The sequence below is a fragment of the Clostridioides sp. GD02367 genome (assembly GCF_045900275.1).
In the GTDB taxonomy this organism is placed as follows: domain Bacteria; phylum Bacillota; class Clostridia; order Peptostreptococcales; family Peptostreptococcaceae; genus Clostridioides; species Clostridioides difficile_A.
The window spans coordinates 408,921-423,604 of sequence record NZ_JBJODK010000001.1 but is presented as its reverse complement, the minus strand read 5'-3'; the positions used below and the strand labels follow the sequence as shown (position 1 = coordinate 423,604).

At 28.6% G+C, this 14,684-nt stretch carries 12 protein-coding genes; 11 read left to right on the top strand and 1 reads right to left on the bottom strand.

What is annotated here, in order from left to right; translation table 11 throughout:
• Positions 1-199: 199 nt before the first annotated feature.
• From Q3223_RS01730 to Q3223_RS01690, 9 genes are all read left to right on the top strand, one after another.
• Positions 200-1,192, top strand: a complete 993-nt coding sequence (locus Q3223_RS01730) for an ABC transporter ATP-binding protein (RefSeq protein ID WP_407811508.1) — start codon at positions 200-202, stop codon at positions 1,190-1,192.
• 1 nt (position 1,193) lies between these two features.
• Positions 1,194-2,888, top strand: a complete 1,695-nt coding sequence (locus tag Q3223_RS01725) for an ABC transporter permease (protein WP_407811507.1) — start codon at positions 1,194-1,196, stop codon at positions 2,886-2,888.
• 671 nt (positions 2,889-3,559) lie between these two features.
• Positions 3,560-4,450 carry a ketose-bisphosphate aldolase gene (locus Q3223_RS01720; RefSeq protein ID WP_407811506.1) on the top strand — a complete coding sequence of 297 codons (891 nt, stop codon included), beginning with the start codon at positions 3,560-3,562 and terminating at the stop codon, positions 4,448-4,450.
• Positions 4,451-4,474: 24 nt separating this feature from the next.
• Positions 4,475-6,370: a fructose-specific PTS transporter subunit EIIC gene (locus Q3223_RS01715; protein ID WP_407811505.1), complete on the top strand. Its 1,896-nt coding sequence runs from the start codon at positions 4,475-4,477 to the stop codon at positions 6,368-6,370.
• Between the two features lie 215 nt (positions 6,371-6,585).
• On the top strand, positions 6,586-8,493 hold the full coding sequence (locus Q3223_RS01710; protein WP_407811504.1) for a BglG family transcription antiterminator: 1,908 nt from the start codon (positions 6,586-6,588) through the stop codon (positions 8,491-8,493).
• Positions 8,483-8,932 (top strand): PTS sugar transporter subunit IIA, encoded by a 450-nt coding sequence (locus tag Q3223_RS01705; RefSeq protein WP_054271608.1) that lies wholly within the window; start codon positions 8,483-8,485, stop codon positions 8,930-8,932. The genes Q3223_RS01710 and Q3223_RS01705 overlap by 11 nt, the downstream gene beginning before the upstream one ends.
• A gap of 139 nt (positions 8,933-9,071) precedes the next feature.
• Positions 9,072-9,233, top strand: a complete 162-nt coding sequence (locus tag Q3223_RS01700) for a hypothetical protein (protein WP_407811503.1) — start codon at positions 9,072-9,074, stop codon at positions 9,231-9,233.
• Between the two features lie 29 nt (positions 9,234-9,262).
• The gene (locus Q3223_RS01695) at positions 9,263-10,039 is read left to right on the top strand and encodes a nitroreductase family protein (RefSeq protein ID WP_407811502.1); all 777 of its coding nucleotides are present in this window, start codon (positions 9,263-9,265) and stop codon (positions 10,037-10,039) included.
• 15 nt (positions 10,040-10,054) lie between these two features.
• Positions 10,055-10,420: a helix-turn-helix transcriptional regulator gene (locus Q3223_RS01690; RefSeq protein WP_054271605.1), complete on the top strand. Its 366-nt coding sequence runs from the start codon at positions 10,055-10,057 to the stop codon at positions 10,418-10,420.
• Positions 10,421-10,584: 164 nt separating this feature from the next.
• On the opposite strand, the gene Q3223_RS01685 is transcribed toward Q3223_RS01690, so the two are convergent.
• On the bottom strand, positions 10,585-11,334 hold the full coding sequence (locus Q3223_RS01685) for an EFR1 family ferrodoxin (protein ID WP_407811501.1): 750 nt from the start codon (positions 11,332-11,334) through the stop codon (positions 10,585-10,587).
• 362 nt (positions 11,335-11,696) lie between these two features.
• On the opposite strand from Q3223_RS01685, the gene licT reads away from it, so the two are divergent.
• Together licT and Q3223_RS01675 are read left to right on the top strand one after the other, a co-directional pair.
• The gene (gene licT, locus Q3223_RS01680) at positions 11,697-12,539 is read left to right on the top strand and encodes a BglG family transcription antiterminator LicT (protein WP_054271603.1); all 843 of its coding nucleotides are present in this window, start codon (positions 11,697-11,699) and stop codon (positions 12,537-12,539) included.
• Between the two features lie 147 nt (positions 12,540-12,686).
• Complete coding sequence (locus tag Q3223_RS01675; protein WP_407811500.1) at positions 12,687-14,615, top strand: beta-glucoside-specific PTS transporter subunit IIABC; 1,929 nt, start codon at positions 12,687-12,689, stop codon at positions 14,613-14,615.
• Positions 14,616-14,684 lie beyond the last annotated feature (69 nt).

Sequence of the window (14,684 nt, the reverse complement as noted above, 5' to 3'; positions counted from 1 at the left end):
GGATTTTCCTCGCTATTTTACGTATAAGGGAACTATAGTATATCATGGTTTTTGTGTAATTCACGCTACCTAATGATGCTAATACTCTGATATTAAATAAAATAGCTTTTGAGTAATTAATGAAGTAGTCGATGATGTGAAGTGATTCATCATGTGTATATTTAAAATTTATAAATATTAGATAATTTGTGGGGTCGATATGAAGAATATAGAATTAAAGGAAATTAATCATTATTATGGAAAAGAAAAAGTATTACATGATATTAATATATCCATCAAAGAAGGCGAATTTTTTACTTTATTAGGACCTTCTGGATGTGGTAAAACAACCATTTTAAGAATAATTGGTGGATTTATAAAACCTTCTTCTGGGAGTATTTATATTGATGATAAGAATATTACCAACCTAGAACCAGAAAATAGAAATATGGGAACTGTTTTTCAAAACTATGCATTGTTTCCAAATATGACTGTAGAAGAAAATGTATCTTATGGATTAAAAATAAAAAAATTATCTAAAAAAATTATAGTAGAAAAATGTGATACTTATTTAGAACTGGCAGGAATGAAAGATTTTAGGAAAAAAAAGATTGATGAATTATCTGGTGGACAGCAACAAAGAGTGGCAGTAGCAAGAGCATTAGCTACTGAGCCTACGATGCTTTTATTAGATGAACCAATGTCTAATCTAGATGTAGCTTTAAGAGTCAAAATGAGGGAAGAAATAAGAGAGATACAGCAAAAAATTGGTATTACTACTTTATTTATTACTCATGATCAACAAGAGGCCTTGGCTATTTCTGATAGAATAGCTGTAATGGATAAGGGTAAAGTTCTTCAAATTGGTATGCCAATGGAAGTCTACAAAAGACCATTGAATGATTTTGTGGCAAATTTTGTAGGCACTTCAAACTGTATTGAAAAAGAGGATTATGTTAATTTTAATATTGAAAAAGAGACAAAGCCTTATATTTATAAAAGACCTGAAGAAATGGTATTGTTGCAAAATACTAACCAAAGTGGGTTTGTAAAAGTAAAAGTAGAATCTAAGCGTTTCTTAGGGCCAATTTTAGAATATACAGTATCAAATAATGAGAAAAAATATCAAGTGACTGAACTTAATAGGCTGAATAATAGTAATAAATTAAATGTAGGGGATAGGGCATATTTAGGTGTGCTACAGGGTGAATAATATGATTAAAAAAAGAAACCATAGTAAATTCACATCTAAAAATATTATTTCTATTATTTTATACAGTATATTATTTTGGATTCTGATTGGATATATTATCGTTCCAATAGCTAACACCTTTGCACAAGTATTTCAAGGTGAAGGTGGATATTCTTTTGAAGTATTCAAAGAATATTTTTCAAATACTAATAATTTAAGGGTAGTAAGCAATACTATAATTTTGGGATTGGGTTCTGTACTTGTATGTGGAATTATGGGTATATCACTTGCCTTGTATATGACATTTGTTTGTGATAAACACAAAAAAATCATACATATTCTTTTACTAAGTCCGATGATGATTCCTGGAGTAATTATGGTAATTGCATGTATTCAGCTTTATGGAGAAAGTGGGATAGTTACAAAATCTATAGAAATTTTACTCTCATTTATCAACAAACCCTATGATTTTAGTGGATTAAAGGGAATTTTATTTGTGGTTGCCTATACTCAGTATGTGTATTTTTATTTAAATGTATATGTTGCCTTAAAATATGTGGATTACTCAACAGTTGAAGCTGCAAAGGGAATGGGAGCATCAAAGCTAAGAGTATTTTTTGATGTAATATGGCCTGTTATTACACCAGCTGTTATAACTTCTACTATTATAACTTTTGCATCAGGGATTAGTTCTTTCTCAGCACCAAATCTTATAGGTGGTGGTTTTAAAGTTTTGAGTACTCAGATTGTTAGGTCTAAGGCTAATAACCATATGGATATAGCCTCAGTTCAAGTGATTACTTTGTTACTAATGGGGATTGCATTTATGCTTTTGTTACAGTATTATGGCAAAAAATATGGAGTAGTATCATCCCTAAAATCTCAAAGCTATAAAGTTAATAATAGAAAAAAAGACTTATTTACATTTGTATGTAAGATTATTATTGAAATACAAATTATTATTATTATGCTCCCTATAATTACTATTGTATACTTATCATTTGTAAGTACACATTCAATTATGACGACCATATTTCCTAGAGATTTTACACTGGAAAACTACCAGATGATTTTCCAAAAAACACGTGTATTACAGCCTATTTTAAACAGTTTGAAAATGTCTTTAATGGCAGTAGCATTAGGATTGATAATTACAGTACCAGTATCATATTTAGTAATTAAAAAGGATAATACATATAATCGACTAGCAAAATTTATTATAATGTTACCTTGGAGTATGCCTGCAAGTGCTATTGCAGTTAACCTAATCAATACATTTAATCAAAAAAGTATATTTGCTTTTAATGAGTCCTTAATAGGTGGTTTTTATATTTTGCCTATAGCATATACAATTTATGCCTTGCCATTACTATTTTCATCCAATGAGGTTGCTATGAAGTCAATAAATTTAGGACTAGAAGAATCATCAAGGAGTTTAGGTGCTGGAAGAATACAAACCTTTTATAATATAATAATCCCAAATATGATGCCAGGAATAATTTCAGGGGCTATATTGGTATTTATTCGTACAATTGGAGAATATACAATGTCAGCCTTGCTTTATGGCGTTTACAATAGACCTATTTCAATATCCATTGTAACTAATATGCAAGAATTTAAGATAGGAGTATCTATGGCTTATGGTGTATTAGTAATTGGGATATGCTATATAGCATTAGGAATGATTTTTAAATTAGATAGAAAAAGATTTACATAAAATAATAGAGACTAACTTATAAATTAGTGATTAGAAAACCAAGTTTCTTTATTTCTTAGAAATGAACTCAAGAAGTATGATTTTGGTGTGTTATGTCAAGCTTATGACATCTAAAAATTAGATAATTGTGAGTATGATTTCTATAAATCATCTCTACCATTGAAATGTACAAAAAGATATTGGCTGTCTGGCTAATATCTTTTTGATTTTTTGATATCAATATAACATTAACTATAGTGCTAGTGTTTTAAAATTTATAGCTATAGGTATGTAAAATATAACATCTATGTAAGATATGCTATTATTGAATGTTAATTTTCAAGTAAATGAAAGTAGGGTATTTGATATGTTTGTATCTTTTGATAAATTGATGATATAGCTAGAGGATAGAATTTAAATGAAGATTTACAAAGTAATCACAATTATTAGAGTCAGCTTTTGAGCTTATTGAGTATTGATAATAAATAAGTTTAAGAAATATAATTAACTGTGATACAGACTTCTAAAAGCTCCTTATTGAAAAGGAACTAAGAATATATAATAAAAGTTCCTTTTCAATAAGGAAAACGATTGTTATTTTCTGACTTTTATTACCCTGATATTATTTAAATATAAACAACAACAAAATCAATAACAAATAAATCAAAATTAAAAATATCAGGAGGTACAATATGTTAATAAATATGAAGGAAATGTTACAAGTGGCACAAGAAAATCAATTTGCAGTACCAGCATTTAATATAGGGAGTGGGCAAATACTTAAAGCGGTAGTACAGAGTGCTAATGAAAAAAATGCACCAGTAATCCTTGCAATTCACCCAAATGAGTTAAGTTTTCTAGAAGATAGTTTTGTAGCTAGTTGTATAGAAGAAGCACATAAGAGTAAGGTACCTATGGTAATACACTTAGACCATGGAGCAAATAAAAGTCAAATATTAAGAGCTATAAGATGTGGATTTACATCAGTAATGATTGATGGGTCACATTTACCATATGAAGAAAATGTAGCTATATCTAGAGAAATAGTGGAAATAGCAAAAGGATTAAATGTATCTGTAGAAGGAGAACTTGGGACAATAGGGACAACTGGAACATCAGGAGAAGGTGGTTCTGATGAAATAATATATACAAATCCACAATTAGCTAGGGATTTTGTTGAAAAAACAGGAGTAGATACATTAGCTATTGCAATTGGTACAGCACATGGTATATATCCAAAAGGCTTTAAACCAGAACTTAGATTAGACTTATTAAAAGAAATAAAAGAAGTAGTAGAGATACCTTTAGTACTTCATGGAGGCTCATCAAATCCAGATGAAGAAATAGCACAAGCAGTTAAACTAGGAGTTTGTAAAGTAAATATTTCAAGTGATGTTAAATCAGCATATTATAAGAAGTGCAGAGAAGTATTAGAACAAAACCCAAGTCTATATGAACCAGATGCTATATATCCACAGTGTATAGAAGCTGCAAGGGAGGTTATAGAGTTTAAAATGAATTTATTTAATGACATAGATAAATTAAAATGTTTTTCACAAAAAGAAGAATTAGTAATTGGATAATAAATTACGAGGAGATGAGAGTCTATGATAGAGCAAATATTACGTAGTGATTGTATTGTATTAGATAAACAGTTTAAAACTAAGAAAGATGTAATTGATTATATGGCAAATCATTTGTATCATGGAAATTATATAAATGATAAAGAAAAATTTATAATTGATATTAATAAACGAGAAAAAGAATCACCAACCAACATGGGAAATTTAATAGCTATTCCCCATGCCAAGTCAAGTGCAGTAAATCAACCTGTAATGATGTATTTAAGAACAGATAGGGAGATTATGGATAATGATGGTCAAAAACTTAGGTCATTTTTTATGATAGCAATTCCAGAATCAGGTTTAGACATTCATCTTAAGATTATATCTAAATTAGCTACATATTTAATGGATGAAAATCTTATTAAGAATCTACTAAATGCAGAAACTCCATATGAAATATTAAATATATTTAATTGTAAGGCAGTAGAATCAGGAGATTTAAGTAACAATCAAAGTAAAGGTCTTATAGTTGGAATAACAGGGTGTCCAACAGGGATAGCCCATACTTTTATGGCAAAAAAAGCGTTAGAGGAAGCAGGACAAGAGCTCGGATATGAAGTAAAAATAGAAACACATGGAGCTATAGGTATAGAAAATAAGTTAACTAAAGAGGATATAAAAAGAGCGGAGTATGTGATAATAGCTTGTGATAGAGAAATTCAGACAAGTAGATTTATAGGAAAGAAAGTATTACAAAAGAAAGTAGCAGATGCTAAGAATGTTCCATTAGCAAAAAATTTAATTATAAATGCTGAAAATGGCATGGCTAAAGAAATTAAGCCAGGTGGAAAAACTTTAGAAGATTCAAAAGAAATACTTCAAGGAGCAGAGAAAAAAGGTATTTATAAACACTTAATGAATGGTGTATCTGAAATGATTCCATTTGTAGTAATAGGTGGGATTGGTATAGCTATAGCATTTATGTTTGGTATATTTGCATCAGACCCAACTCATGAAACATACAATCCTATAGCTGGATTCTTTGGACAACTTGGAGGCGACTCAGCATTTAAGTTATTCATACCAATACTTGCTGGTTTTATAGCTAAATCAATTGCTGGAAGGCAAGGTTTTGCTCCTGCTATGATATCTGGTTTTATGGCAGTTATTGGAGGCTCAGGATTTCTAGGTGGTATGGTAGCAGGATTTGCAACAGGATATATAGCTTTAGGAGTAATGAAGATAACAGAAAACTTACCAGATGTATTAAAGGGAGTAAATGCTGTACTGATATGTCCACTATTGATTGCATTCACGAGTGGAGCTATAATGTTCTTCATAGTTAACACGCCAGCATCATGGCTAAATGAAGCTTTACAGTCTTGGTTACAAGGTATGTCTGGAACTAATAAAATATTATTAGGTGCAATATTAGCAGGAATGATGGCTTCAGATATGGGAGGCCCTATTAATAAAACAGCTTCAGCATTTGGATTGGCTATGTTCTCTAGTAATGTATTTGAACCATCAGCAGCATTAATGGTAGGTGGAATGGTACCTCCATTAGCAATAGCATTAGCTATGTTAATATTCAAAAATAAGTTTACTAAAGAAGAAAGAAAGTCAGCACTGCCAACTGCTATAATGGGTGCATCTTTTATAACAGAAGGAGCAATACCATTTGCAGCTGCAGACCCATTAAGAATGATTCCAGCAAATATAATTGGTTCTTGTATAGGTGGAGCAATATGTATGAGTTTAGATATAACTTTGATGGCACCACATGGAGGAATATTTGTAATACCATTTGCATGTAGTTCGCCAATTGCGTATATAGCTTGCATATTAGTTGGCACAGTGATAACAACATTAATTATAGGAATAACAAAACCTACTATAAAGAGTGAAAGTAGTGAATTTGAAGTACTTAGTGCTTAAATTATAAATAAGATTGAAAATAAGGATATTGAAGAAGTAGTTGGCTACATCTCAATATCCTTATTTTTTATTTTGAAATTATATTATATGAATTTTGCAAAGTGTATCATAAATTCTTTTATGATACAGAAGTATCTTAGTATTCTTACATAGCTATGAAATATGCTAAAATAGTACTTAATAGAAATATCAAAAAATAGGTAGGGGGCATAAGTATGCTTGTATCAAGACAAATTGAATTTCTTAAATTGATATTAAATGAAAATGAATATAGACCTATAAAATACTTTAAAGATAAATTAAATGTATCAGATAAAACATTACAGAAAGATTTGAAGGTTATTGAGGTATATTTAGAAACTTTTAATATAAAAATTGATATAAAAAGAGGTTGTGGAATACTAATAGAAGCTTCAGCAAAGAACAATATAGACCTAATTAATAGTTTAAATATACAACCAAAAGGAAATAAATCTTTATCAGTAGAGCAAAGACGAATGGAAATTTTAAAATATCTATTATTAAATTCAAGTAATATAACTTCAATAAATCAGTTATCGGATAAATATTATGTAAGTAAAACCTCTATAGTAAATGATTTTAAATATATAGAGGAATGGATAAAGGAATATAATTTAAAACTTAATAAAACCCTAGAGGGAACTAAAATTATAGGTAAAGAAGTGGATATAAGGAAATCGATTGCTAAGATGGTGGACGACTTATTAGATGAAAATTATGAACAGCATGATATATCTGAGTTAACAAGATTAGATTCTGCTACATTTAGTGCATTGATAAATTTATTTGATATTGATTCCATTATATTTGTAGAAACTATAATTACAGAATTGGAAGATAATTTAGGATATGTTATAAGTCAGCCCTACTATATAAATTTAATTACACATATACTTATATGTTTAAAGAGAGTTGAAGAAGGTAATCAAATAGAGTTTCAGGAGGAAAAGGAAGTTTCTATATGTAATTTAGATGAGTTAGTATATGAAAAGGTAACTACACTTATAGGAAAAATAGAAAATAGATATAGAGTAAAAATAACTAAAGATGAAATTAAATATATTTATATATATTTAGTATCATCTGGATTTAGTAGCGAAAGTAATAAGAGTAGTAATGATGAATCAGAGATATTAAGTGATAGTGAAAAAGTATCATCTATAATGATAGAGAATATGTCACAGTTTTTAAATATAAATCTTAGAGATGATGAATTATTACAAAAAAGTCTAGCATCTCACGTAAGACACATGTTAAACAGATTAAGATATGATATCCAAATAAAAAACCCATTATTAGAAGAGATACAAGAGCGATTTTCAGATGTATTGGGGTTGTGTATGATGACTTTAAATATTATGACAGAGTATTATAATTTAAAAAATATTAGTATAGATGAAGTTTCATATCTAGCTACATATTTTCAAGCAGCTATAGAAAGAAATATGAGTGATAAAAGAGTAATAGTAGTTTGTAATACAGGGTATGGAACATCTCAGCTTCTTGCAGCTAGATTAAAAAGAGAATTTGCTGAGTGGACTATAGTTGATATAATCCCTATGCATCAATTGAATAAGCGAAATTTAGATGATGTAGATTTTGTAATATCTACTGTAAATTTAGACTTGAAAGACAAATTACATATAGTTGTATCAGTACTATTAATGGAAAGTGACATTAATAATATAAAAAATGCTCTACTTAATAAACCTCAAAATAACAAAGACTTAGATACAAACTTATTAGGAGTATATTTAAAAGATAATATATATTTTAATTCTGATATAAGTCAGATGAAAAGTCTAATAGGTATGAATTTAAGTAGTAAATATGAATCTATCTCATTAGGAAAAGATTTAAATATATATATATGCAATCAAAGCAAAGTAAATAGAGGAATAATGAATGTCGATAATATTAATAGAACGATTAATCTTTATTTAGAAACTAGTAATCGTAGCTTTTTAAAGCATATTCTGATTGAAGTATCAAATCTATATAGGCAAAAGAACTATATAAATTATATAATAGATTGTGAGAGAAAAGAGGATATCAAAATATTATTTAATAACAATGTACTGGAGAAAATAAATGGAAATTAGAGATATATTAAGCGAAGAAAGTATTATCTTAGACTTAAAATCAACTACAAAAGAAGGCATAATACAAGAATTAGTAGATAAATTATACGATGAAGGAAGTATAACTTCAAAAAGTAAGTTCATAAAGGCACTAAAGCATAGAGAGAAAATAGGCTCTACAAGTATAGGTTATCAGATGGCGATGCCACATGGAAAAACAAAGTATGTAAAGAAAGCATCTGTGGTAATAGGTAAATCTAGAGAAGGTGTAGATTGGCCAAGTATAGATGGGTTGCCTGTAAAAGTAATAATTATGTTTTCTATGCCACAATCTGAAGGAAATGAAGATATAATATTAATATCTAAAATATCTTATATTTTAGGTGGTAAAGATATAAGTAAAAAGCTTTTAAATGCACATACTAAAAAAGAAATATTAGATGTGTTTTATGAAGCATAGATATTGTATAAACTAGAGATTTGAATTTACCTTGGGGTATTGAATTAATCTAAAAAAATCTAGCGAAATCTACATGGATTATAATCTTTATAAAAGATATATTTATTTAAAATGTGCATCTGATTGGGGATGTGCTTTTTTGTTATTTGTTATAACTACAAATAAAAGAAAGTTATTATATGAAAACCATAATACTTTAAAATCTATGAAAAGATTGTGTAATATAGATGGTAAAAATTTAATGGTAATCAAATTCTTTACCAATGAATATAAAAAATATCTACATGTTATAATAGTTTAAACTAATGAACGAAAGGTAGATAAAAGCATATGAGATATAAGCATATAATTGAAGTTAATAAAGAACTCTGTATTGGATGTGGACTTTGTAAAAATGATTGTCCAGTAAATAATATAGATATAAAAAATAAAAAATCAGTAATAAAAAATCAAGATTGTCTAATGTGTGGACATTGTTCAGCAATCTGTCCAAAAGAAGCTATTACACTAACAGGATTTGATGAACCACCAATAGAACTTACAAAGAAGCCAAATCTGGACCCAGATGAATTGCTAATGGCAATAAAATCAAGAAGAAGTATTCGTAAGTTTAAAGATAAAGATGTTTCTTCAGAGATTGTAAAGCAAATTATAGAAGCAGGTAGATATACACCTAGTGCTAAAAATTCACAAGATGTTTCATATATTGTTTTGGATAATAAAAAATCAATATATGAGAAGGAAGCAGTAAAGTTTTTTAGAAAAATAAAACCTATTGCAAATATTACTGTTAAACATTCAAAGGAAGTCTCGATTGATGATAACTTTTTTTTCAAGAATGCTCCTATTGCAATAATGATAATTACAAAAGATAAGATTAGTGGTTCACTTGCAGCATCAAATATGGCACTAATGGCAGAATCTTATGGATTAGGAGTTTTATTTAGTGGATATTTTTCAGATGTAGCAAATAATTCACCAAAGTTAAAAAAACTTTTAGGTCTAAAATATAGGGCTCATGTACTTACAACACTAGTGATTGGATATCCAGATGTTAAATATAGACGTACTGCACAAAAAGAACCAGCAAATGTTAGATACTTATAAGAGGTGGAGAATTTTATGGAAAAAGAATGTCAGCAAAGAATGCAAGAAATAACATCTAGATTTAAAGAATGTCGCAAAGCTATCTCTGCTATGGGTGATGAAACTAGACAGTTAATTTTAATTACGCTTTTAGAGAGTGATTTTAATGGAATACGGGTGGGCGAGATTACAGAAAAAACACATCTTTCTCGTCCTGCTGTATCTCATCATCTTAAAATATTGAAAGAAGCAGAAATTGTTAATGTACGTAGAGAAGGAACAAAAAACTATTATTATCTTGATTCAAAAAAATCACAATGGAAATCACTAACAGAACTAATAAATCTTATATTTATTGGGATACAACATATTGGTGAAAATGATATAAGAAAAGGTGAGTAAAATAATTTAACAAAAAGGGAGTATCTCAAAATCAACTTTTTAGTTCATGAGGTTCTCTTTTTTGTATGAAATCAAATATATTTCTATGATTTTAACAATGAAAAAGGGGCTTATCTCAATTTTGAGACTGCCCCTTTTATAATGGTTTAAATAGCAAAAATATATTATTCTAAATAGTATCTTTCTTTATTCTGAGTATTATTTTTATACTCAATAGCTTCAGTAGGGCAACCGCAAATACATGCCATACAATGAGTACAGTTATTTCCCCAATTTGGTTTTTGATTTTTTAAGTTAATATTATTTAAAGGACATAGTTCTACACATTTTCCACAACCAATACATTTATCAGTATAGTGAAATCCTTTAGCATTAATAATCATTTTATAAAAAACTATATTTGTTATCCCACTTTTAATTGTACCTCCTAAACCACTAGGGGTAATGATTTCAAATTCATTTTCATTATTTATATCAGAAATAATTTTATATATTTGTTTATCTGCTTCTTTAATAATTTGTTTTGATGTTTCTTTATCTGGTGTAGGAAATAAAGCTATATAGTTTTCTGGCATTTTAATTTCTGCCATACCTTTTAGTTGCCAATCTTTATATTCACACAATTTTTTAATATAGTTTATGGATTTTGCTGTATCACCACCACAAGTCATTATAAAGTAAACTTTTTTGTTTCCCAAAAACTTTGTTTTTTTTATAAAATCTGTAACAACTATTGGTAATCTCCATGCATAAGTAGGGCATACGAATATGAATGGCTTGTTTGTTGATATTAAGTCATCTGTTTTTTCTTCTTTTATAAGTTGATTTAATGATATTAACTCATCGCTTAATTCTTGTGCAATTTTGCGAGCTATATATCGGCTATTGCCAGTACCACTAAAATATAAAATCATAATTATATCTCCCTAACTATTTTTTATTTTAATTCTTAATACTTTTGTTCTGATAAAGTATTTTATGGATATATTGTATTATAATAAGCATAAAATTTACTAGTTAAAGAAATTATAGCACATTAATCGTTCTTATACTTATTGGTAAAGAATTTGATTACCATTAAATAATAGTCATAGAAGATGAAATATATAAAGAAAACGTTGACAAAATATGTCTAATGTTTTATCATAATAATTGGAATTAGGTAGTAATTGTTTAAGTACAAGCTAAGCTTATTCATTAATAATAGCAGTATCCTAGGAAGGAGTATGCCCATTATTATGGATAAGCTTTTTTTATGCTTAAAAGGAGGATAATCATGATAATTAATAAGATATTAAACAATAATGTTGTAATCACATTAGATGAAAATGATGAAGAAATTATCGTCATGGGTAAAGGCATTGGTTATCAAAAATCAAAAGGTAGTCTAATAGATAAAACTAAAGTAAACAAAGTATTTAGAATATCGAACAAGGAAATATCAAATAAGCTACAAGAATTACTTAATAACATTCCTATAGAACACATGAAATTATCAAGTGAAATTATAGAGTATGCACAGACAAAGTTAAACAAGAAGTTAAATGAAAGTATTTATATATCACTAAGTGACCATACATATTCTGCAATTCAAAGAATGAAAGAAGGAATAAACGTAAAAAATGCAATACTTTGGGAGATTAAAAGGTTTTACAAAGAAGAGTTTGAAATTGGAATGAAAGCACTAGACATTATCGAAAGCAAAACAGGTGTAAAATTACCTGAAGATGAAGCTGGCTTTATAGCTTTTCATATAGTAAATGCCCAGCTAAGTGAAGGTCATACTTTAGCATCTGATATTACAAAGTTAATACAAGAAGTACTTAGTATAGTTAGATACCATTTTAGGATAGAATTTCATGAAGAATCAGTATTTTATTATAGATTTATAATGCATCTTAAATTCTTTGCGCAGAGATTACTTTTAAATAGTGCACATGAAGGTGAGACAGATAAAGAGTTATTAAGTATTATTAAGTCTAAGTACAATAAAGAGTTTGAATGTGTAATCAAGATTAAGAATTTTATTAAAAAACAATATAATTACATATTAACAGATGATGAACTTATATATTTAACTATACATTTAGCTAAAGTAGTTAAAGATTCAAAAATATAAGTTGAATAATCTTGTAGTAGTTTATATAGGAATAGCTATTGAAAGGAAGTGATACTAAAAAGATATACCTATGGTTGGATGGTAACATTGAGTTGGCCAAACCTTCAAATTTCAAAAATTTAATTTAAACGAAATATGGAGGAGAAAATGGGAAAATACAAACAATTAGCACAAGACATAGTAAAAGATGTTGGAGGAAAAGAAAATATTAGTGGATTAGTACACTGTATTACGAGATTACGTTTTACATTAAAAGATGAAAGTATAGCAAATGACGATGTGTTGAAAAATATGGAAGGTATTGTTACTGTAATGAAAAGTGGAGGGCAATATCAAGTAGTTATAGGAAATCATGTTGAAGCTGTATATAAAGATGTAGTTGAAATAATTGACTTAGATGACTCAAGTGAAAATTTGGAAACAAAGAAGTCAGGTAGTATGTTGGATAAATGTATAGATATAATATCAGGAATTTTCCAGCCAGTACTAGGAATAATGGCAGCCTGTGGTATGTTAAAAGGTTTTAATGCTTTATTTGTAGCAATGGGACTATATAGTGATGTATCTGGTGTATATCTGGTAATAAATGCAACAGGAGATGCATTATTTACATTTCTTCCTTTATTTTTAGGATATACTTCAGCCAAAAAATTTGGTTTAAAACCAATGTTGGGATTAGCACTAGGAGCTGCAATGTGTTATCCTGCTATACAAGGTAGCAGTATATCAGCAGGTACAGATGCGATGTATACTTTATTTAAAGGGACTATGTTTGCATCACCAGTATATATTGATTTCCTTGGATTACCAATAATATCAATGGATTACACTGGAACAGTTGTACCAATTATATTTATAGTGTATTTTGCATCTAAGTGTGAAAAATTATTTAATAAGTTTATTCCAGACTTAGTTAAGTTCTTCTTTGTACCAATGCTCACATTATTAGTTACATTACCTGTTGCACTTATAGTTATAGGTCCTATAGCAACATTTGGTTCTACACTTATTTCACAAGTTGTACTTTCAGTAAGAGATTTTAGTCCATTATTAGCAGGTGCTATAGTAGGATTTACTTGGCAAATTCTTGTTATTTTTGGTATGCACTGGGGATTTATTCCTGTATATATAAATAATGTTATGACTTTAGGATACGATAATGTTATGATGCCATTCTTTGCTTGTACATTTGCAAGTTCGGCAGTTGTATTAGCTATATTTTTTAAGACTAAAAATAAGAAATTAAGAGAGATGGCAATACCAAACTTTATATCTGGTATATTTGGAGTTACAGAGCCAGCAATTTATGGGATACTACTACCTTTAAAGAAACCATTTATAATAAGTTGTATTGCTAGTGGTATTGGAGGAGCTTTCTATGGATTCTTTAATCTTAGAAAGTTTATAACTGGAGGGATGGGAATATTCGAACTTCCAGCAATGATTGAACCAGATGGAGGAATGGGCAACTTAATAGTAGCTCTTTCTGGTATAGCTATATCAATAGTTGTAGCTTTTGTATTAACTATGGTTTTATATAAAGATGAGAAAACAGAAGAATCTAAAAAGGTAAACAATAAAGTAGAAGAAGAAACAAAAGGAGTTAAGTCTGTTAAATTAGAAAAAGAGATAATAGCAAGCCCTATAAAAGGAGAAGTATTAAATTTAAGTGATATAGAAGATGCAGCATTTGCATCTGGTGTACTGGGTCAAGGTGTAGCAATAATACCTAGTGATGGAAAAGTAGTTGCACCAGTAGATGGAGTGGTTACGACCTTATTCCCAAGCTTGCATGCTATAGGAATTATTTCAGATGCAGGTGTTGAGGTACTTATTCATATTGGATTAAATACTATTCAATTAGAAGGAAGAGGTTTTGAGGCATATATAAAACAAGGTGACAGGATTATAAAAGGTCAAACAATACTAAAATTTGATATTGATGTAATAAAAGAGTCAGGATATAGTGTTGTAACTCCAATTGTTATTACAAATTCATCGCAGTTTTTAGATGTGGTAGAAACAGAAAGTAAAAATACTGAATTAAAAGATAATCTAATTACAGTTATATTTTAGTAAAAGATTAAGGAATTAATAAAATACTAAGGTATTAATAAAAGACTAAAGTATTAGCATAAGTTAATG

Excerpts from the sequence above, each read along its gene's own strand:
- Q3223_RS01730 (WP_407811508.1), top strand. The coding sequence starts at position 200 with ATGAAGAATATAGAATTAAAGGAAATTAATCATTATTATGGAAAAGAA.
- Q3223_RS01725 (WP_407811507.1), top strand. The coding sequence starts at position 1,194 with ATGATTAAAAAAAGAAACCATAGTAAATTCACATCTAAAAATATTATT.
- Q3223_RS01720 (WP_407811506.1), top strand. The coding sequence starts at position 3,560 with ATGTTAATAAATATGAAGGAAATGTTACAAGTGGCACAAGAAAATCAA.
- Q3223_RS01715 (WP_407811505.1), top strand. The coding sequence starts at position 4,475 with ATGATAGAGCAAATATTACGTAGTGATTGTATTGTATTAGATAAACAG.
- Q3223_RS01710 (WP_407811504.1), top strand. The coding sequence starts at position 6,586 with ATGCTTGTATCAAGACAAATTGAATTTCTTAAATTGATATTAAATGAA.
- Q3223_RS01705 (WP_054271608.1), top strand. The coding sequence starts at position 8,483 with ATGGAAATTAGAGATATATTAAGCGAAGAAAGTATTATCTTAGACTTA.
- Q3223_RS01695 (WP_407811502.1), top strand. The coding sequence starts at position 9,263 with ATGAGATATAAGCATATAATTGAAGTTAATAAAGAACTCTGTATTGGA.
- Q3223_RS01690 (WP_054271605.1), top strand. The coding sequence starts at position 10,055 with ATGGAAAAAGAATGTCAGCAAAGAATGCAAGAAATAACATCTAGATTT.
- Q3223_RS01685 (WP_407811501.1), bottom strand. The coding sequence starts at position 11,334 with ATGATTTTATATTTTAGTGGTACTGGCAATAGCCGATATATAGCTCGC.
- licT (WP_054271603.1), top strand. The coding sequence starts at position 11,697 with ATGATAATTAATAAGATATTAAACAATAATGTTGTAATCACATTAGAT.
- Q3223_RS01675 (WP_407811500.1), top strand. The coding sequence starts at position 12,687 with ATGGGAAAATACAAACAATTAGCACAAGACATAGTAAAAGATGTTGGA.